Source organism: Pseudonocardia xishanensis, from assembly GCF_039541715.1.
GTDB lineage: Bacteria > Actinomycetota > Actinomycetes > Mycobacteriales > Pseudonocardiaceae > Pseudonocardia > Pseudonocardia xishanensis.
The window spans coordinates 100,815-120,485 of sequence record NZ_BAABGT010000099.1 but is presented as its reverse complement, the minus strand read 5'-3'; the positions used below and the strand labels follow the sequence as shown (position 1 = coordinate 120,485).

At 72.3% G+C, this 19,671-nt stretch carries 17 protein-coding genes; 10 read left to right on the top strand and 7 right to left on the bottom strand.

Going from position 1 to position 19,671, the window contains the following annotated elements; translation table 11 throughout:
• Positions 1–2 precede the first annotated feature (2 nt).
• Complete coding sequence (locus ABD993_RS30220) at positions 3–1,547, top strand: helicase HerA-like domain-containing protein (protein WP_345426043.1); 1,545 nt, start codon at positions 3–5, stop codon at positions 1,545–1,547.
• Here ABD993_RS30220 and ABD993_RS30215 read toward each other — a convergent pair.
• Both ABD993_RS30215 and ABD993_RS30210 read right to left on the bottom strand, forming a co-directional pair.
• Positions 1,510–2,967, bottom strand: a complete 1,458-nt coding sequence (locus ABD993_RS30215) for a PH domain-containing protein (protein WP_345426041.1) — start codon at positions 2,965–2,967, stop codon at positions 1,510–1,512. The two genes, ABD993_RS30220 and ABD993_RS30215, sit on opposite strands and share 38 nt — an antisense overlap.
• Positions 2,968–2,974: 7 nt before the next feature.
• Positions 2,975–3,475 carry a PH domain-containing protein gene (locus tag ABD993_RS30210; RefSeq protein ID WP_345426039.1) on the bottom strand — a complete coding sequence of 167 codons (501 nt, stop codon included), beginning with the start codon at positions 3,473–3,475 and terminating at the stop codon, positions 2,975–2,977.
• Positions 3,476–3,510: 35 nt separating this feature from the next.
• Between ABD993_RS30210 and ABD993_RS30205 the strand changes: the two genes are divergently transcribed.
• Complete coding sequence (locus ABD993_RS30205) at positions 3,511–4,290, top strand: HAD hydrolase family protein (RefSeq protein WP_345426037.1); 780 nt, start codon at positions 3,511–3,513, stop codon at positions 4,288–4,290.
• 4 nt (positions 4,291–4,294) lie between these two features.
• On the opposite strand, the gene ABD993_RS30200 is transcribed toward ABD993_RS30205, so the two are convergent.
• A complete protein-coding gene (locus ABD993_RS30200; protein WP_345426035.1) occupies positions 4,295–6,082 on the bottom strand; it encodes an Hsp70 family protein in 1,788 nt (595 codons plus the stop codon).
• Between the two features lie 156 nt (positions 6,083–6,238).
• Entirely contained in the window at positions 6,239–6,940 is a 702-nt protein-coding gene (locus tag ABD993_RS30195) for an IclR family transcriptional regulator (RefSeq protein WP_345426033.1), read from the bottom strand.
• Between the two features lie 76 nt (positions 6,941–7,016).
• Between ABD993_RS30195 and leuC the strand changes: the two genes are divergently transcribed.
• From leuC to ABD993_RS30180, 3 genes are all read left to right on the top strand, one after another.
• Positions 7,017–8,429, top strand: coding sequence for a 3-isopropylmalate dehydratase large subunit (gene leuC, locus ABD993_RS30190; protein ID WP_345426031.1), 1,413 nt, complete (start codon positions 7,017–7,019; stop codon positions 8,427–8,429).
• Positions 8,429–9,019, top strand: coding sequence for a 3-isopropylmalate dehydratase small subunit (gene leuD / locus ABD993_RS30185; RefSeq protein ID WP_345426029.1), 591 nt, complete (start codon positions 8,429–8,431; stop codon positions 9,017–9,019). The genes leuC and leuD overlap by 1 nt, the downstream gene beginning before the upstream one ends.
• A 104-nt stretch (positions 9,020–9,123) precedes the next feature.
• Positions 9,124–9,792 (top strand): HU family DNA-binding protein, encoded by a 669-nt coding sequence (locus ABD993_RS30180; RefSeq protein ID WP_345426027.1) that lies wholly within the window; start codon positions 9,124–9,126, stop codon positions 9,790–9,792.
• Between the two features lie 91 nt (positions 9,793–9,883).
• Here the strand turns inward: ABD993_RS30180 and ABD993_RS30175 are convergent, their stop codons facing one another.
• The 3 genes from ABD993_RS30175 to ABD993_RS30165 form a co-directional block, all read right to left on the bottom strand.
• Positions 9,884–10,798, bottom strand: a complete 915-nt coding sequence (locus ABD993_RS30175; RefSeq protein ID WP_345426025.1) for an NUDIX hydrolase — start codon at positions 10,796–10,798, stop codon at positions 9,884–9,886.
• Positions 10,795–13,167 carry an RNA degradosome polyphosphate kinase gene (locus ABD993_RS30170; RefSeq protein ID WP_425569194.1) on the bottom strand — a complete coding sequence of 791 codons (2,373 nt, stop codon included), beginning with the start codon at positions 13,165–13,167 and terminating at the stop codon, positions 10,795–10,797. Before ABD993_RS30170 ends, ABD993_RS30175 begins: the two co-directional genes overlap by 4 nt.
• Before the next feature lie 84 nt (positions 13,168–13,251).
• Positions 13,252–13,653, bottom strand: coding sequence for a hypothetical protein (locus tag ABD993_RS30165; RefSeq protein ID WP_345426021.1), 402 nt, complete (start codon positions 13,651–13,653; stop codon positions 13,252–13,254).
• Between the two features lie 407 nt (positions 13,654–14,060).
• On the opposite strand from ABD993_RS30165, the gene ABD993_RS30160 reads away from it, so the two are divergent.
• The 5 genes from ABD993_RS30160 (at position 14,061) to ABD993_RS30140 (ending at position 19,629) form a co-directional block, all read left to right on the top strand.
• A complete protein-coding gene (locus ABD993_RS30160; RefSeq protein ID WP_345426019.1) occupies positions 14,061–15,377 on the top strand; it encodes an NtaA/DmoA family FMN-dependent monooxygenase in 1,317 nt (438 codons plus the stop codon).
• Positions 15,377–16,681, top strand: a complete 1,305-nt coding sequence (locus ABD993_RS30155) for an NtaA/DmoA family FMN-dependent monooxygenase (RefSeq protein ID WP_345426017.1) — start codon at positions 15,377–15,379, stop codon at positions 16,679–16,681. The genes ABD993_RS30160 and ABD993_RS30155 overlap by 1 nt, the downstream gene beginning before the upstream one ends.
• Before the next feature lie 174 nt (positions 16,682–16,855).
• Positions 16,856–18,160: an NtaA/DmoA family FMN-dependent monooxygenase gene (locus ABD993_RS30150; RefSeq protein WP_345426015.1), complete on the top strand. Its 1,305-nt coding sequence runs from the start codon at positions 16,856–16,858 to the stop codon at positions 18,158–18,160.
• Positions 18,161–18,769, top strand: coding sequence for an LLM class flavin-dependent oxidoreductase (locus ABD993_RS30145; RefSeq protein WP_345426013.1), 609 nt, complete (start codon positions 18,161–18,163; stop codon positions 18,767–18,769).
• Positions 18,766–19,629 carry an ABC transporter permease gene (locus tag ABD993_RS30140; protein WP_345426011.1) on the top strand — a complete coding sequence of 288 codons (864 nt, stop codon included), beginning with the start codon at positions 18,766–18,768 and terminating at the stop codon, positions 19,627–19,629. The genes ABD993_RS30145 and ABD993_RS30140 overlap by 4 nt, the downstream gene beginning before the upstream one ends.
• Positions 19,630–19,671: the final 42 nt, after the last annotated feature.

Below are 19,671 nucleotides of genomic sequence, written 5' to 3'. Positions count from 1 at the left end.
CCGTGGCCGACAACACCGCTGCCCAGGAGATCGCCGCCGGATACGCGACCGAGGGGGAGGCGCTCGAGCTGGGCACCGTCCTCGTCGACGGCCGGGTGGACCCCACCGCGAAGGTCCGGATCCCGTTCGCCACGCTGAACCGGCACGGTCTGGTCGCGGGCGCCACCGGCACCGGCAAGACCAAGACGCTGCAGGGCCTGGCCGAGCAGCTGTCCAATGCCGGCGTCCCCGTCCTGCTGGCGGACGTCAAGGGTGACCTCTCCGGGCTCTCCAAGCCGGGGGAGGACGGGCCGAAGATCCAGTCCCGCGCGCAGGACACCGGGGACGACTGGGTGGCCACCGGCTTCCCCGTCGAGTTCCTGTCCCTGGGCGGCGGCTCGAGCGCCGTCCCGATCCGCGCCACGATCACCCAGTTCGGGCCGATCCTGCTGTCGAAGGTGTTGGACCTCAACGACACCCAGGAGTCCACGCTCGGGCTGATCTTCCACTACGCGGACCAGCGCGGGCTGCCGTTGCTGGACACGAAGGACCTGCGCGCGGTCATCCAGTTCCTCACCTCCGACGAGGGCAAGGCCGACCTCAAGGGCATCGGCGGCGTCTCCGCCGCGACCGCGGGCGTGATCCTGCGCGCGCTGGTGAACCTCGAGGCCCAGGGCGGGGAGGCGTTCTTCGGCGAGCCCGAGTTCGAGCCCGCGGACCTGATCCGTCAGGTCGACGGGAAGGGCGTGGTCACACTCGTCGAGCTGGCGGAGCAGGCGGCCAACCCGAAGCTGTTCTCCACCTTCCTCATGTGGCTGCTCGCCGAGCTGTACGAGGAGATGCCCGAGGCGGGCGACCTCGACAAGCCCAAGCTGGTGTTCTTCTTCGACGAGGCCCACCTGCTGTTCAACGACGCCTCCAAGGCCTTCCTGGAGCGCATCGAGCAGACCGTGAAGCTCATCCGGTCGAAGGGCGTGGGGGTCTTCTTCTGCACCCAGCTGCCCACGGACGTGCCCAACGCCGTGCTCTCCCAGCTCGGCGCCCGGATCCAGCACGCGTTGCGCGCCTTCACCCCCGAGGACCAGAAGGCGCTCACCAAGACCGTCAAGACCTACCCGACCTCGAAGGTCTACGACCTCGAGGAGGCGCTGACCTCGCTCGGCACCGGCGAGGCGATCGTGACGGTGCTGTCCGAGCGGGGCGCGCCCACACCCGTCGCCTGGGCGCGGATGCGGGCGCCGCGTTCGCTCATGGCGGCGGTCGGCGCTCCCGCCATCACCGAGGCGGCCAAGGCGTCGCCACTGTTCGGCAAGTACGGCCAGACGATCGACCGCGAGTCCGCCTACGAGAAGCTCACCGCGCGGCTCGCGCCGCCGCCCGCGCCGATCGAGGAACAGGCCCCGCCGCCCCCGCCCGAGGCTCCGGCCCCGCGGCGGGAGAAGGAGGAGCCCGGGATGCTGGAGGGATTCTTCTCCTCGCCCGCGGTGAAGTCGTTCATGCGCTCCGCGGCCAGCGCCGCGGGCCGGGAGATCAGCCGGAGCATCTTCGGGACGCGACGGCGTCGGTGAGCGGCGTGCGGGCGATGAGGGCGGCGACCTCCGCCGCGTCCATGTCGAGGATGCGGTAGCCGCCCTCGCCCGCGGCCGTCACGGCCTCGCAGGTCACCAGGCCGGCGCGGCGCTGGAAGACGCTCTGCCGCACCCGCCAGCCCACGATCCCGCTGCGCTGCACCGCGACCGTGCGCCGCGACAGCCCGCCGAGCCTGCTCACCAGGTGCGACTCGGTGAGGGCGTGGCCGAGTCCGCGGTAGCGGTCCCACGCCAGCAGCGCGGCGAGCGGCAACAGGACCGCGGCGGTCGGCGCGATCCACTCCAGCCGCGGCCACACCCGCCCGACCACGACGGCCGCCGCCACCACCAGCGCCGCGGGCACGACCGCCCGGGTGACCCGCCTGCGCAACGCGGACCGCGGGTGGGGCGAGAGCGGCGTCAACGTCGGGTCGGCGGCGGTGAGGGCCGCCCCCGCGACCCGGTGCGCCTCGGCCCGCGGGACGGGTGGCTGCAGCACCCCGCCCTGCGCCTCCCGACCCAGCCCGGCGGCCAGCGCGCGGGTCTGGGCGCCCCGGCCCGCGCGCAGCAGCAGCGGCTCGTGCACGCTCACGCCACGCAGCCGGTCCTCGGCGACCGACAGCGACCGGGTGGTGAGCAGGCCCCGCCGCACGCGCAGGGTCCCGTCCGCCTCCCGGGTCAGCCGGTACCCCCACCACCGCTCGACGAACAACACCACCGACCCCACCACCGCGAGCACCAGGAACCCCGCCCCGACGACCGCGATCGCCACCCACAGCGGCGCCGCGGTGAGGCGGGCGGCGACCCCGCCGACCCGGCGCGGATCGACGTTCAGCTCGGTGAGCAGGTTGAACCCCGCCGCGGCGATGGCCCCGATGCCGGCCAGCGACGAGAAGGTGAGCGGCGCGAACCGCAGCCAGGACCAGTCGAGACGGGCCAGCGGCTCGGCGCCGGGCCCCGCAGGCGCCTCGGGATCCGGAACCGACGGACGCTCCAGCAGCTCGCGGCGCAGCGACTCGCCCTCGGCGGTGCTCACCGCGTCGAGGTTCAGCCCCGAGTGCTCGCCACCGGACTCCGCGGCCCGCACCGCGACGACGTTGAGCCGGAAGGCGCGGTGCAGCAGCGGTGCCGTCAGGTCGACGGTCCGGATGCGGTCGCGCGGCACCGAGCGGCGCTGCCGCCGGACCCACCCGCTGTGCAGCTCCACACGCTCGGGGGTGATCCGGTACTTGGTGGTGCGCCAGCGGACCAGCCCACCCAGCACGACGAGCCCGGCGATCCCGAACGTGATCCACAGCCGGACGGGGTCGCCCGAGCCGCCCGTCACCAGCACGATGAGCAGCAGCGGGACCAGCCGGATGAGCGCGTGCACGGGCGCGACCACGATCATCCGGGGATCGAGGCGGCGCCACTCGTTCACGGTGCGGTCATGTCGCGTCGCCGGGTGTCGCCTGCGTCGTCTCGGTGAGCTGGCGGGCGAGCTCGTGGGCCTCCGCCGTGGCCAGGCCGCGGATGCTGACCGGACCCCGCGCCGAGGCCGTCGTGACGGTCACGCTCGCCAGCCCGAGCACCTGCTGCAGCGGGCCGTGCTCGGTGTCCACGGTCTGCACCCGCGAGATCGGCGCGATCCGCCACTCCCGCACCAGCCAGCCGGACAGCGTGTAGACGGCCTCGTCCGTGATCTCCCAGCGGTGGATCCGGAACAGGATCTCCGGAACGACGGCGGCGTACCCGACGCCCATCACGACCGTGGCCACCAGCGTGCCCCACAGCCAGCCCGGTCCGCCCAGCACGAGCGCCACCACGAGCTGCGGGACCGCGACGACGGCGGCGACCCCCAGCCCCCGCAGCCGCCACCACGTCCGCGCGCGAGGATCCACGCGGTGGGCGGGCGGGCGGAGCGGGAGCGCCGTCGACACGGTCTGCATGGCCCCATGCTGCCCGAGAAGTAGGGTGGGCGAACGTGCGACCCCCGCGCCTGATCGCGCTCGACATCGACGGTACGACGGTTCACGAGCACCGTCCCCCGAGCCCCCGGGTGCTGGCCGCCGTGCGCGGCATCGCCGCCCACGCCCGCGTGATGCTGTGCACCGGCCGGTCCGTGCTCGGCGTCGGGCACGTGCTGGAGCAGCTCGGCCTGACGAGCGGGGTCACGGTGTGCTCCAACGGCGCCGTCGTCGTGGACACGGCGTCCCGCGCGGTGCTGCACACGCGGTTCGTGGAGCCCGCCGCGGTGATCACCCCGGTGCGCACCACGCTGCCGGGCGCGGTCTTCGGCTGCGAGGAGACCGGTGTGGGGCAACGGATCAGTGCCCCGTTCCCGGACGGGATCCTCGCCGGACGGGTCCGCGTCGTCGACGAGCCGGAGCTCGTGGGGTCGCCGACACCGAAGGTGATCGGCTACTGGCCCGCCGCCACGCCGGAGGAGGTCCGGAGCCGGATGGCCGAGGTCCTGGTGCCCGGCGCCGAGATCACCCTCGACCACGAGGTGCCCTGGGTGACCGCGGTGGCCGCCGGGGTGTCGAAGGCCGGCGCGCTCGCCGTCGTCGCCGCGGACCTCGGTGTGGCGCAGGAGGACGTGCTCGCGGTCGGGGACGGCGACAACGACCGCGCCATGCTCCGCTGGGCAGGCCTCGGGGTGGCGATGGGCCAGGCCCCGGACGCGGTCAAGGCGGACGCGGACGAGGTCACCGGCACGGTGCTGGACGACGGGCTCGCCGAGATCCTCGAGCGCTTCCTGTAGGCGATCAGCGCAGCGGCTTGGGGGGGTCGGCGGGGTCCGGGGGCGGGACCACGACGGTGGTGGTCGTCGTGGGGGGCGGCGGTGTGGTGGTCGCGGGGACGGTCGTGGGCTCGATGGGCACGGTCGGCTCCACCGGAACGACGGGAACGACCGGTGTCGTCGTGGGGACGACCCGCCGGGTCGTGGTGGGTGTGCGGCGAATCGGGGCGTCGGCCTCCGTCGTCTCCTCCGCCACCGGCGGCAGGGTGGCGACCGGAGCCTCCGGGGCCGGGGCGATCGCGCTGGTGTCCACCCGGTTCGCGGCGTTGCCCGAGGAGGGGCCCTCCGGCCAGAACGCGACCGCGCCGATCACCGCGAGCGCGGCGACCAGCCCGCCCGCCGCCACGACGAGGATGGGCGAGCGGCCCTTGGGCCGGTCGGTCTCGTAGTCGGCGTAGGAGTCGAACAGGCTGCCGGGCGGGGGCGGCGGGGCCGGGGCGAAGCGGGTCTGCTGCTCGTCGGTGGGGAGGAGCTCGGTGCGCGCGTCGGAGTTCGGGCCGGAGAAGAGGCCGTAGCCCGGGTCGGCGTACGGGTCCGCGTACGCGGTGGGCGCCTCCGGTCCCGGCGCGTACGTCGTCGCCGCCTCGGCGCCGAGCGGCGCATAGGCGGTCGGCGCCTCGGACGGGTACCGCCCGGTCCCCGTCGGCGGCGTGGCGAAGTCCCCGGTTCCCTGCACAGCCATGGCTCCGTTCCGAGTCGCGCCCAGCGCCGCCACCGCACCCTTGGCGACGGCCTGCTTGGGCTCCGCGTCGACGGCCACCGGCCGCCCCAGTTCCTGTGACACCAGCTGCGGCACCAGCGGGATCCGCGAGGACCCGCCGACCAGCAGCACGGCGGCCAACGCCTCCGGCGTGACCCCCGCGGAGGCGACGGCCCGGCGCAGCGCCGCGACCGTCTCCTCGATCGACGACCGGATCTCCCGCTCGAACTCGCTGCGGTGCAGCCGCACCGACCCGCCCGCCCCGGGCAGCGGCACCCGGACCGACACCTCGGTGTCCGCCGACAGTGCCTCCTTGGCCTCCGCGCACTCCCGACGCAGTGCCGCGAGGGCGCCGCGGATCTCGGGATCGGTGTCGTCCAGGGTCTCGAAGGCCGCGGGGGCGCCCTGCGCGACGTGGTCGAACACCGCCTGGTCGAAGTCCACCCCGCCCAGGTGCTCGAGTCCCTCGGGCCTGCCGAGCAGCGAGAACCCGGTGACGTCCCGCTGGACGACGGCGGCGTCGAACGTCCCGCCGCCCAGGTCGTACACCGCGACGATCGCGCCCGGGTGCAGCCGCTCGTTCGCCGCGTAGTGCAGCGCCGCGGCCTGCGGCTCGGCGAGCAGCGTGACGGAGACGCCCTGGTCCAGCAGCGCCCCGGCGAACAGCTCGCGCTTGTGCTCGCCCCAGGCGGCGGGATGGGTGACGGCGATCCGCTCGGCGGGCCCGCCCTCGCGCGCGGCCACCTGGTCGACGACCCGGCGCACCAGGAGCGCACAGAGTTCCTCGGGCGACCATCCGCGCCCGCCCGCGACGATCGGCGTGGGGTCCCCGACGCGGCGCTTGAACTCCCGCGCGACGCGCTCGGGCTCGGTCGTGGCGAACCGCTCGGCCGCCTCGCCGACGAGGATGTCGTCCTCGCCGAGGTACACCACCGACGGCATGTCGACGGCCCGCTCGCCCAGCGGCACGGCCTCGGGCGCGCCGCCCGGGCGGCCGATCGCCGCCGCGGTCCGCGTGGTGCCCACATCGACACCGAGCAGGTAGGGGTTCATCGCCACCGTTCCGTCGCGGCGCCGAGTGCGGGGGAGCGGGCGCCAGGTACGTCGGGTCCATCGACCCGGACACGGGCCACGTTAGCCACCGCGGCACGTGACCTCCCACCCGTGCGACGGACGTAGCCGCGGGCTCGGTGAGAGGTGCTCAGACTCTCAGAGTCGGTGCTGCAGCGCCTCGGCCGCGGCCAGCAGGTCCGCCGCCCACCGCACCCCCGGCCGCCGCCCGATCCGGTCGACCGGCCCGCTGACCGACACGGCGGCCACGACCTGGCCCTGCCCGTCCCGCACCGGCGCGGACACGCTCGAGACCCCGGACTCCCGCTCGGCCACGCTCTGCGCCCAGCCGCGCCGGCGGACGTCCACGAGCACGCGATCGGTGAACGACGCCGCCCCGAGCACCGCCCGCTGGGTGGCCGGATCGGCCCACGCGGCCAGCACCTTCGCGCCGGACCCCGCGGTCATCGGCAGCCGGGTCCCGACGGGCACGGTGTCCCGCAGCCCCGCGGCGGGCTCGGCGGCGGCGATGCACACCCGGTGCATCCCGTCCCGCCGGTAGAGCTGCACGCTCTCCCCGGTGATGTCCCGCAGCCGCGGCAGCACGGCGGTCGCGGCCTCCAGCAGCGGGTCCGCGTGCCCGCCCGCCAGCTCGGCGAGGGTGGGGCCTGGGCGCCACCGGCCGTCCGACCCGCGCTGGAGCAGGCCGTGTACCTCCAGGCCGACGGCGAGCCGGTGGGCCGTGGCGCGGGGCAGGCCGGTGGCCTCGCACAGCTCCGCGAGGCCCATCGGTTCGTCCGCCGCCGCACGCAACACGCCCACGGCCTTGTCGAGCACGCCGATGCCGCTAGACTGTCTCACGTCTCGATACTTTAGTCCCATATCCTGGGAACGCCACCACCGGGACACGAAGCTCACACTGAAGGAGGCGGCAGCGGTGGGACGCACGCTGGCCGAGAAGGTCTGGGACCAGCACCTGGTCCGCAGGGGCGAGGGGCAGGAACCCGACCTGCTCTACATCGACCTGCACCTCGTGCACGAGGTGACGAGCCCGCAGGCGTTCGACGGGCTACGGCTCGCCGGTCGCCCCGTCCGGAGGCCGGACCTCACGCTCGCCACCGAGGACCACAACGTCCCCACGCTGGACGTGCTCGCCCCGATCGCCGATCCCGTCTCCCGGACCCAGGTCGAGACCCTGCGCCGCAACTGCGCGGAGTTCGGCGTGCGGCTCTACCCGATGAACGACCCGGAGCAGGGGATCGTGCACGTCGTCGGGCCGCAGCTGGGGCTGACCCAGCCGGGCACCACGGTCGTCTGCGGGGACTCGCACACCTCCACGCACGGGGCCTTCGGCGCCATGGCGTTCGGCATCGGCACGTCCGAGGTGGAGCACGTGCTGGCCACGCAGACCCTACCGCTCAAGCGGTTCAAGACCATGGCGATCAACGTGAACTCGGCCGACGGGCGGCTGCGGCCGGGCGTCACGAGCAAGGACGTCGTGCTCGCGATCATCGCGCAGATCGGCACCGGCGGCGGCCAGGGCTACGTGCTGGAGTACCGCGGCAACGTCATCGACGCCCTGTCGATGGAGGCCCGGATGACGATCTGCAACATGTCGATCGAGGCGGGAGCCCGCGCGGGCATGATCGCTCCGGACGAGACCACGTTCGCCTACCTGAAGGGCCGCGACCACGCACCGCAGGGCGCGGACTGGGACGCGGCCCTCGCGGACTGGCGCGAGCTGCGCACCGACCCCGACGCGACGTTCGACGCCGAGGTGGACATCGACGCGGACTCGTTGACCCCCTTCGTCACCTGGGGCACCAACCCCGGGCAGGGCCTGCCGCTGTCGGAGAACGTCCCGGACCCCGCGTCGATCGTGGACGAGAACGAGCGCGTCGCCGCCGAGAAGGCGTTGACCTACATGGGTCTCGAGGCCGGCCAGCCGCTGCGCTCGGTGCAGGTCGACACCGTGTTCGTGGGCTCCTGCACCAACGGCCGCATCGAGGACCTCCGCGCCACCGCCGAGATCATGAACGGCCGCAAGGTGGCCGACGGGGTCCGGATGCTGGTCGTCCCGGGGTCGATGCGCGTGCGGTTCCAGGCCGAGGAGGAGGGCCTGGACAAGGTCTTCACCGACGCCGGGGCCGAGTGGCGCTCCGCGGGCTGCTCGATGTGTCTGGGCATGAACCCGGACCAGCTCGCGCCCGGTGAGCGCAGCGCGTCCACCTCCAACCGCAACTTCGAGGGCCGCCAGGGCAAGGGCGGCCGCACCCACCTGGTCTCCCCCCTGGTCGCCGCCGCGACCGCGGTGCGCGGGACCCTGAGCAGCCCGGAGGACCTGGTCTGATGGAGAAGTTCAGCTCCCACACCGGGATCGGCGTCCCGCTGCGCCGGTCCAACGTGGACACCGACCAGATCATCCCGGCGGTCTACCTCAAGCGCGTGACCCGCACCGGGTTCGAGGACGGGCTGTTCTCGGCCTGGCGCAACGACGAGTCGTTCATCCTCAACCAGGAGCCGTTCGACCGTGGCTCGGTGCTGGTGGCGGGCTCGGACTTCGGCACCGGCTCCTCGCGCGAGCACGCCGTCTGGGCGCTGATGGACTACGGGTTCCGCGTCGTCATCTCCTCGCGGTTCGCGGACATCTTCCGCGGCAACTCCGCCAAGGCCGGTCTGGTGGCCGCGCAGGTCGCGCAGCCGGACGTCGAGCTGCTGTGGAAGCTGCTGGAGAACGAGCCGGGCACCGAGGTGACCGTCGACCTGACCGAGAAGACCGTGCAGGCCAACGACCTCACCGTGCCGTTCGAGATCGACGACTACATCCGCTGGCGGCTGCTGGAGGGGCTCGACGACATCGGGCTGACCCTGCGCCACGAGCAGATGATCACGGACTTCGAGGCCTCGCGACCCGCGTTCAAACCGGTTACGACCTCCTGACCTGCGCAAACGCCGCTCACCTCGCGAGGTGGGCGGCGTTTGCCGTTGTGGCACAACGAGTTCACGCTGGCGCAACACGCCATGAGGGAATACCGTGCGGGGCCATGAACAAGACGCAGCTGGTGGAAGCCCTCGCGGAGAAGCTCGGCGACAAGCGGACCGCTGCGTCCGCTGTGGACGGCGTGCTCGAGATCATCACCGACACGGTCGGCGGCGGCGGCTCGGTGACCCTCACCGGGTTCGGGGTGTTCGAGGCCCGGGCGCGCGCCGCTCGAGTGGCCCGCAACCCCCGGACCGGCGAGACGGTCCCGGTGCCTGCGACCACCGTGCCCGCCTTCCGGCCGGGCACCGCGTTCCGGTCCACGGTGAGCACCGGCGGCAAGCCCACCGCCCCGGCGCGGAAGGCCCCGCCGGCTCGGGCCGCGCGCTCCACCACGGCGCGGCCCGCGACCCGGACCGCGGCCCGCTCGTCCGGCGGCTTCAGCGAGGACGCGCCCGCCAAGCCTGCCGCGAGGAAGGCCCCCGCCGCGAAGCCTGCCGCGACCAGGACGACCGCCAAGAGCACGGCGACGAAGACCGCGGCGAGCAAGACGGCGGCGCCCAAGACCGCGGCGGCGAAGTCCGCGCCCAAGACCGCGGCGACCAAGACCGCGCCCACCAAGACCGCGGCCAAGACCGCGGCCAAGGCCGCCCCGGCCAAGGCCGCCGCGAAGAAGGCGACCGCGGAGAAGGCGGCCGAGAAGCCCGCCAAGAAGGCGAAGGCGAAGAAGTAGCGGACTCCCGATGGTGCCGGGGGCGGTCGCCCGCCCCCGGCGCCCCGTCGGGCCGGCGTGGCCGAGGGCTCGGGTGGGCGGGGAGCCCCGGTCAGGCGGGCGCGGGGTAGTAGTCCGCGGTGCGCAGCGTCCCCGCGGCGTCCGCGGTGAGCACCCAGGTGCTCGCCTTGCGGCTGGGGACCGGCTTCTCCCGCGGGGACGGGACCCCGGTGGCGTTCGCGCCGGTCTCCTCGAGCAGGGTGGCGACGACGTCCGGGATCACCCCGCCCTGGCTGCACAGGACGGTGACCCCGGGCCGGGCGAGCAGCTCGCGGAAGCGGGCGAGGCCCGCCGCGGGGTTCGCCCAGTAGCCCTCCTCGCCCAGCAGTGGCTCGGGTGTGATCGGAGCGGTGCCGACCGTCGGGCGCAGGGTGTCCACGCAGCGGATCGGGAGGGCGGAGTGGTACCGCTCCGGGCCGAACCGGCCGAGGAACCCGACCAGGTGCTCGGCCTGGCTGCGGCCGACGCCGGACAGCGGGCGCAGGTCGTCGTCTCCCTCCCAGCTCTCGCGGTTGCCCGCCTTGGCGTGCCGGACCACCACCAGCACCGAGCGGGGGGGCCGGAACCGGCGCAGGACGTGCCGGTCGTGCGGGTAGGCCATCAGGTCGACGGCCTCGGCGACGGGGACCCACCGCAGCTCGTCCACCTCGTCGTTCGGGGTGAACTCGGGCGCCGCGACCGCCTCGGCGGCCCAGTAGCGGACGAGCTTGCGGCCCTCCGGGACGGGGTAGCGGACGTCCCCGATCCGCTGTCCGAGCCGCGCTGCGACCCCGGTCTCCTCGAGGGTCTCCCGCAGCGCGCAGGCGGCCAGGCTCTCGCCGGGGTCCAGCTTGCCCTTGGGCAGCGACCAGTCGTCGTAGCGTGGCCGGTGCACCACCGCGACCTCGACGTCACCGCCCGCGGGACGCCACAGCACCGTCCCCGCGGCCAGCACGTCGGCGCCCAGGGCAGCGTGCAGGTCGGTCATTCGGTGTCGAGTGTCCGTGCGGAGTGGATGATCATCATCTCGGCCTGGTGGTCGCGCACCTTCTCCAGGTCCGTGCCGGGCGGCGGGGAGGGCTCCCACCGGTCGTCCACCAGCGTCCAGCAGCGGGTGGCGGGGTCGAGGCAGGACTCGAAGACGTCCGCGAGCTGGCCGGAGAGCGTCGGGTCCGCCACCCGGAGCAGCACCTCGACCCGGCGGTCCAGGTTGCGGTGCATCATGTCCGCGCTGCCGATCCAGTACTCGGCGGTCGAGCCGAAGTGGAAGATCCGCGAGTGCTCCAGGAAGCGCCCGAGGATGGAACGCACCTGGATATTCTCGCTGAGCCCCTCGATGCCGGGCCGGATGGCACAGATTCCGCGCACCACGACGTCCACGGGCACGCCCGCCTGCGAGGCGCGGTAGAGCGCGTCGATGACCTGCTCGTCGACCAGGGAGTTGACCTTGATCTGGATGCGCGCCCGCTCGTCCCCGGCCCGGTGCGCCTCGATCTCGTCCTCGATGCGGCGCACGATGCCGCGCCGCACGCCGTAGGGCGCGACCAGCAGGCTGCGGTAGGACGTCTGCCGGGAGTAGCCGGTCAGCGAGTTGAACAGGTCCGTGAGGTCCGCGCCGATGGTGGGGTCGGCGGTGAGCACGCCGACGTCCTCGTAGAGCCGGGCGGTCTTGGGGTTGTAGTTGCCCGTGCCGACGTGGCAGTACCGGCGGATCGTGGAGCCCTCCTGGCGCACGACCAGGGAGGTCTTGCAGTGCGTCTTCAGGCCGACCAGCCCGTAGACGACGTGCACGCCCGCCTTCTCCAGCTCGCGCGCCCAGCGGATGTTCGCCATCTCGTCGAACCGGGCCTTGATCTCCACCAGCGCGACGACCTGCTTGCCCTCGGCGGCGGCGTCGATCAGCGCGTCCACTATCGGCGAGTCGCCGGAGGTGCGGTAGAGCGTCTGCTTGATGGCCAGCACGTTCGGGTCCGCCGCCGCCTGCTCGATGAAGCGCTGCACGCTCGTCGAGAAGGAGTCGTAGGGGTGGTGGACCAGGACGTCTCCGTCCCGCAGGGTGGCGAAGATGCTCTTCGGGGTCTCCCGGTCGGCGAAGGCCGGGTGGGTGGCCGGGCGGAAGGGCTCGTCCTTGAGGTCCGGGCGGTCCGCGGCGTAGACCTCCCAGAGGCAGGTCAGGTCCAGCAGACCGGGGACGGTGACGACGTCCCCCGGGTCCACGTCCAGCTCGCGCAGCAGCAGCTCCAGCACGTGGTCGGACATGGTGTCGACGACCTCGAGCCGGACCGGCGGGCCGAACCGGCGGCGGGCGAGCTCCCGCTCGAGGGCCTGCAGCAGGTCCTCGTCCCGGTCCTCCTCGACCTCCAGGTCGGCGTTGCGGGTGACCCGGAAGGCGTGTACCTCCGCGACCTCCAGGCCGGGGAAGAGCTCGCCGAGGTGCGCCGCGATCAGGTCCTCGATCGGCAGGAACGTGACGTCTCGGCCCGGCTTGCCCTCGTCGTCCTGCACGCGGACCAGGCGGGGGACGTTGTTGGGCACCTTGACCCTGGCGAACCGCTCGGTGCGGGACTCGGTGTCCCGCACCGTGACGGCCAGGTTCAGCGACAGCCCGGAGATGTAGGGGAAGGGGTGCGCGGGGTCCACGGCGAGCGGGGTGAGCACCGGGAAGACCTGCGCGGCGAAGTAGTCGCTCAGCCGCCCGCGCTGGATCTCGGACAGGTCGCTCCAGCGGCGGATGTGGATGCCGCTCTGGGCCAGCTCGGGCCGGACCTCGTCCAGGAACACGCGGGCGTGCGCCTCGGAGATGGCCTGGCTGCGCTGGTGGATCCGCGCGAGCTGCTCGCGGGGGGAGAGCCCGTCCGCGCTGCGCACCGCCAGCCCGGTCTCGTCCCGACGCTTCAGCCCGGCCACCCGGACCATGTAGAACTCGTCCAGGTTGCTGGCGAAGATCGCGAGGAACTTCGCCCGCTCCAGCAGCGGCTGGGAGGTGTCCTCGGCCAGCGCGAGCACCCGGGAGTTGAAGTCCAGCCACGACAGCTCGCGGTTGAGATAGCGGTTCTCCGGAAGCCCGCTCGGCGCGGCGAGCGTCGTGGGGGCGGGCGGGCTGATCGGCGCGGCCCCCGCGGTGGGGGCGGTGGCGGTGCTGACGCTGGTGGGCTCGGCCGCGGGGCCGGGGTTGCCCGCGGGCCGGTCCGCCCGCGGCGTGGCGGCGGGCACCGGGCTGGTCCGACGACGGGTGGCCGGCTTGCGCGCGGGGGTCCGCCTGGTCGTCTTCTTCTCGCCCTGATCTCCGCCCGTGCTGCTCACCGCCGCGATTCTTCCGCACGGGGCAAGCCCTGGGTGGGCTGGAGTGGCCGACATCCGGGTGAACACTGGGTCACGGCGGGGTCACAACATGATCGACTGTCATCGCGGGCGGTAGATGGTCGTGCTCTGGTTCCGATATCAGACCGTCCAGCTCGGCGTGGTCGCCGGATCCGTGGGCAGGGCGGTGAGGCGGCCGGGCCGCTGGTGGCCGACATACTCGGAGTAGGTCTCCATGTTGTCGCTGATCACCAGGAACCGGGCCGTGCCGCCGCCGGAGGCGACGAGGTCGTGGATCGTGGCGAGGTCGGTGAGCGTGCCGCGCTGGGGCACGGCCATGCCGCTGACCAGGGCGGGGTGTCCGCCGTAGTCCACGTTGATCCGGTTCCAGCCGGCCGCGGCGCGGGTGACGACGCTCTGGTCGCCCAGGACGAAGGTGGAGCCGGCGGGGGCGTTCGCGTGGAGGTTCTCGGCGGCGGCGAGCTCGGAGGGCTCGTGATGGTCGATCGCGAGCTGGCCGTCCACAGGGAGCTGAACAGCCACACGCGGTAGATCGTCTCGCCTTCGTAGCTGTCGGCCAGCAGCAGCACGAAGGGGCGAAGGCCAGGACGCCCGGCAGCGCGAGCCCGGAGAGAGGTCCAGACCAGGACCGCGGCGGACCCGCCGGTGAACTACGCGGAGCGAAGCGACGGGGGCGGTGACTGTCAGTGACGACCGGTTCGGGCCCGATCTCGGCGTTGTCCGCTGTCGACGAAGGGAAACCGCTGCTCAGGGCCCTGCGAGGAGCGCCTCGTCCTCGCGAAACACGCCCGGCACGGGTCCGATCCACACCGGTCACGATTCGCCGTTTTCGTTATGCCGGTCCGGCTCGCTCGACAGGGCCCCACCCCCGCTCCGCACGCCGCCACCGCCGACGGCGCGGCGAGGCGCGCACGAAAGGACTGCGCCCCATGTTCCATCTCGGTTGGTTCCTCGGCTCGGGCTTCGGCATCCAGCCCGGCCGCGGCACCTTCGACGGACGGGCCTGGCGCGACTGGATGAGGCCGCGCCGCTATGTGGAGATGGCGACGGCACTGGAGAGCGGAGGCTATGACTTCGTGTTCATCGAGGACACGGCGATGATCGAGGACACCTTCGGCGGCTCGGCGGCGTGGACCCTGGCGCACGGCGAGATGGCGCCGAAGAACGACCCGCTGCCGTTGGTCCCGCTGATGGCGGCCGGATCGAAGCACATCGGGATCATCAACACGATGTCGACGATCCAGTACGCCCCGTACACGGCGGCCCGGCTGATGACCACGCTCGACCATCTGACGGACGGCCGCGCGGGCGTCAACGTGGTGACGTCGGTGACCCATCGGGTCGCCCAGAACTTCGGGTACGACGAGCACCTGCCCCATGACGAGCGCTACGCCATGGCGGGGGAGTGGATGGACGTCGTCACCCGCCTCTGGGACTCCTGGGAGCCCGGCGCGGTCGTCGCGGACACCGAGACGCCGCTCTACGCCGACCACACCAAGGTCCACACGATCGATCACTCCGGTAAGTACTACAAGGTCCGGGGCCCGCTCAACACGATCCCGGGGCCCCAGGGTCGCCCGGTCGTCGGGCAGGCGGGGAACTCGGTGCCCGGCCGGGAGCTCGCGGCGCGGTACGCGGACACCATGCTGGCGATGGGGCACAGCGTGGAGCAGATGAAGGCGTTCCGCGAGGACATGCACCAGCGGTTGATCGCGCACGGGCGGAAGCCGGGCGATCTGAAGGTGATGTTCCTGGTGACCCCGATGCTCGGGGAGAGCGACGCCCACGCCCGGGACCGCGAGGCTCAGCGCAGGGCCGCCGTGCACGACCGGCACCACATCGAGCAGATCCTCTGGCAGTTGTCCTACATCAGCGGTGGCACCGTGGACTTCTCGACGTTCGAGCTCGACGCGACGATGCCGGACATCCTCGGCAACGGTGAGCAGAGCTCCATGCGGCAGTACGTCGTCGGCAACGAGGACAAGACGCTGCGCGAGGTCGTGACCGGCGTGCGGCAGATCGGCGACCTGGGTTTGATCGGGTCCCCGGACACCGTCGCGGCCGAGATGGGTGAGCTCATGGACGAAGTCGGCGGAGACGGGTTCCTCCTCTACCAACCGCGGGCGCTCAACCCACGGACGCTCGCCGAGTACGCGGACGGGCTCAGCCCGGCGCTGCGCAGGCGCGGGCTGATCCGAGACGGGTTCGACAACGTCCCGTTCCGCGACAACCTCCTGGCGTTCTGATGGCCACCCCCTTCCGCCTGGGCTGGTTCGGCAACCTGACCGCCCCCGAGTGGCGCGACGGCTGGTCCACCGACGACGCGACCGGGTGGACGGACGGCCGGTTCCACGTCGAGATGGTCCAGGCCATGGAGCGTGCGGGCTTCGACTTCATGATGCTCGAGGACTCCCTGATGGTCTCCGACATCTACGCCGGTACCGCCGAGCTCGAGCTGAAGCATGCCGTCTACGCCCCGAAGCTGGACCCGGTGCCGGTGATCTCGATGCTGGCCTACGCGACCGAGCACATCGGGATCGTGGGCACCGCGAGCACCACCTTCTACCCGCCGTACCTGCTGGCCAGGGCGTTCTCGACGCTGGATCACGTGACCCGCGGCCGGGTCGGCTGGAACGCGGTCACCTCGTCCGAGGACCGGGCTGCGCAGAACTTCGGGATGGAGAGGATCCCCGAGCACGACCGCCGCTACGACATGGCGGGCGAGTTCGTGGACGTCGTCCGGAAGCTGTGGGCCTCGTGGGCGCCGGACGCGATCCTGGCCGACGCCACCACCGGCTACTACGCCGATCACACCAAGGTCGCTCCGATCCATCACGACGGTGAGTTCTTCACGGTGCGCGGTCCGCTGAACACGCCGCCGAGTCCGCAGGGCCGCCCCGTCATCTGCCAGGCGGGCGCGTCGCCCAAGGGCCGCGCGTTCGCGGCCGCCAACGCCGACATGCTGTTGACCATCCCGAACGGGTTGGACGGGATGAAGGAGTACCGAGACGACATCCGGGCCCGGGCGGCGGCCCACGGCAGGGACCCGGACGACGTGAAGGTGTTCTTCGTCGTGGAGCCGGTGGTCGGGCGCACCGACGAGGAGGCCCGGGCCAAGCACGAGGACTATCTCGCGCACGCGCAGCGCAACTACGAGTTCCAGATGGTGAACTTCGCCGCCACGATGGAGATCGACTTCTCCGTCTTCGACCCCGACCTGCCCATCCCGGACGACGTCACCACCAACGGTCACCAGGGGCAGTTCGCCATCTGGAAGGAGGCGTTCGGCGGCAGACCCATCAGGGAGGCCGCGGGCGCCATGCGCATCGGCAGCATCGAGCTGATCGGCAGCCCGGCCACCGTCGCGGACCGGATGGAGGAGGCGATGGAGCACGTCGGCGGGGACGGCTTCATGTTCCTCTCCCAGCCCCCGAGCCGCTCGTACATCGCGGACATCACCGAGGGGCTCTGTCCGGAGCTGGCTCGGCGGGGCTTGATACGAACGGGTTTCCGCCATGCGACGTTCCGGGAGAACCTGCGCTCGTTCTGAGTGCCCCGGCCCGTCCGGTCTCGGCGGTTTCACCCGTTCAGATCTCGTCGCTGCAGGTCAGAGCGTCGTGATGAGCGCTCGCCGGGGCGAAACGGGTTCGCTACGGCAGCGACCCCGCAGCGACACCGCACCCGGTTTTCCTACCTGAGCACGTGACACGAAAGGACGTCAACGATGGCTGCAACGCCGTTTCGGCTCGGCTGGTTCGGCAACCTCACCGCGCCCGAGTGGCGCACCGGCTGGTCGAACGACGCGCTGAGCTGGACCGACGCGCGGTACTACGTCGACATGGTCCGTGACATGGAACGGGCGGGCTTCGACTTCATGATGCTCGAGGACTCGCTCATGGTCTCCGACATCTATGCCGGCACCGCCGAGCTCGAGCTCAAGCACGCCATGTACGCGCCCAAGCTCGATCCGGTACCGGTGATCTCGATGCTCGCCTACGCGACCGAGCACATCGGCATCGTCGGCACGGCCAGCACCACGTTCTACCCGCCCTACCTGCTCGCCCGCGCGTTCTCCACGCTCGACCACGTGACCCGCGGCCGGGTCGGGTGGAACATCGTGACCTCGAGCGAGGACCGCGTCGCGCAGAACTTCGGGATGGACGAGCTGCCCGAACACGATCTCCGCTACGAGATCGCCGAGGAGTTCGTCGAGGTCGTCAAGGGGCTCTGGGAGTCCTGGGCGCCGGACGCCATCGTCGCCGACCCGGTCACGGGGTACTACGCCGACCACACGAAGGTCGCCCCGATCCACCACCAGGGCACCCACTTCTCGGTGCGCGGCCCGTTGAACACCCCCCGCAGTCCGCAGGGCAGGCCGGTGATCTGCCAGGCGGGCGCCTCCCCGCGAGGCCGGGACTTCGCCGCGAAGAACGCCGACATGCTGCTCTGCATCCCCCACGGCCTGGACGGGATGAAGGAGTACCGAGACGACATCCGCCTCCGTGCGGAACGCTTCGGCCGCGACCCCGACGAGATCAAGATCTTCTTCGTCGTCGCCCCGATCATCGGTCGGACGATGGACGAGGCGCTGGCGAAGCAGGCGGCGTTCCGGGCGGACAAGCAGCGGAACTTCGAGGCCCAGATGGTGCACTTCGCGGCGATCATGGAGATCGACTTCTCGGTGCTCGACCCCGACCAGCCGATCCCGGACGACGTGACCACGAACGGTCACCAGGGGACGTTCGAGGGGTGGAAGAAGGTTTTCGGCGGCCGCACGATCAAGGACGCCGCCTGCGACATGAGGGTGGCGAGCATGGAGCTCGTCGGCACGCCGGACCACATCGCGGACGAGATGGACAAGGCGATGGAGTACGTCGGCGGGGACGGCTTCATGTTCCTGGCGCAGCCGACCAGCAGGCAGTACATCCGCGAGATCACCGAGGGGCTGTGTCCGGCGCTGCGCCGCCGGGGGCTGATCCGCACCGGCTACGCCCACGAGCACTTCCGCGACAACCTGAGGAGCTTCTAGATGTTCCGTCTCGGCTGGTTCCTGGGCAACGGGTTCGGCATGCAGCCCTGGTACGGGGAGTGGGCGGGCCGGTCGATGACCGAATGGACGCAACCGGACCTCTACGTCGACCTGACGACCTCGCTGGAGCGGGCGGGCTTCGACCTGTTGTTCATCGAGGACACCTCGATGGTGGAGGACACCTACGGCGGGTCCGCGGAGACCACGCTCAAGTACGGCCTGATGGCGCCGAAGAACGACCCGGTCCCGCTCGTGCCGCTGCTCGCCGCGGCCACCGAGCACATCGGCATCGCCGTCACGATGTCGACCATCCAGTACCCGCCCTACCTCGCGGCCCGCTCGATGGTCACCCTCGACCATCTCACCGGGGGACGGGCCGGGGTCAACGTCGTCACCTCGGTGACCCACCGGGTCGCGCAGAACTTCGGCTTCGACAAGCATCTCGACCACGCCGAGCGCTACGCGATGGCCGAGGAGTGGATGGACGTCGTCAGCGCCCTGTGGGAGTCGTGGGACCCCGACGCACGCTGGGCTCTCGTCCGCCGTGCGCGGCCTCCCGTTCCGTCGGGACCGAGCCCGGCGTTGCGGTCGCCGGAGGCTGAGCCATGACCCTCACCCTGGACCCGGGCACACCGTCCGCCCCTGCCGAGCGGCGGCGCCCCCGCAGGCCGGGTTTCGCCTCGGTCGCCCTGGTGCCCGCCGCGATCCTGCTCCTGCTGGCCGTCGTCGGGCCCGTCGTCGTGCCGTTCAGTCCGGTCGAGGTCGTGGACCGACCGGACCTGATGCCGGGCGCGACGCACTGGTTCGGTACCGACTCCGCCGGAATGGACGTGTTCTCGCGGACCATCGCCGCGACGCGCAACAACCTGCTGATCGGGCTGATCACCACGGTGCTGGCGACCTCGCTCGGCATCCTGGTCGGCCTGACCGTCGGGATGAACGAGTCCCGGCGGGGTCCGGTCGGCACGCTGGCGCGTGGGATCTCGCGAGCGCTGGACCTGGCGCAGGCGGTGCCCGCCATCATCATCGGCCTGGTGCTGATCGCCTTCTTCGGGGCGACCATCCCCTCGCTGACCCTCGCCCTGACGGTCATCCTGCTGCCGAACCAGGCGCGCCTCGTCCGGACCGAGGTGCTCCGGGTCCGCGGCGAGGCCTTTCTCGACGCCGCCCGGATCTCCGGGGACTCCGAGCTCGCGCTGATCGCCAAGCACGTGCTGCCCAACTCGTCGTGGCCCGCGCTGGAGAACGCGTCCCTGGTCTTCGGATCCGCGATCGTGCTGACCGCGGGTCTGGGCTTCCTCGGCGTCGGCCTCCACCCGCCCACCCCCGAGTGGGGCTCGATGATCGCGATCGGCGCCCCGGGGGCGGCCTCGGGCCGGTGGTGGTCCGCGCTGTTCCCGGCGATCGCGCTCGCCCTCACCGTGTTCGCCGTGTCCGGGGTCGGACGCCGTCTCTTCGGCGACGACTGACCCCTCTCCGCCCCACCCCGACCGGCGGCCCCTCCGCCGGGT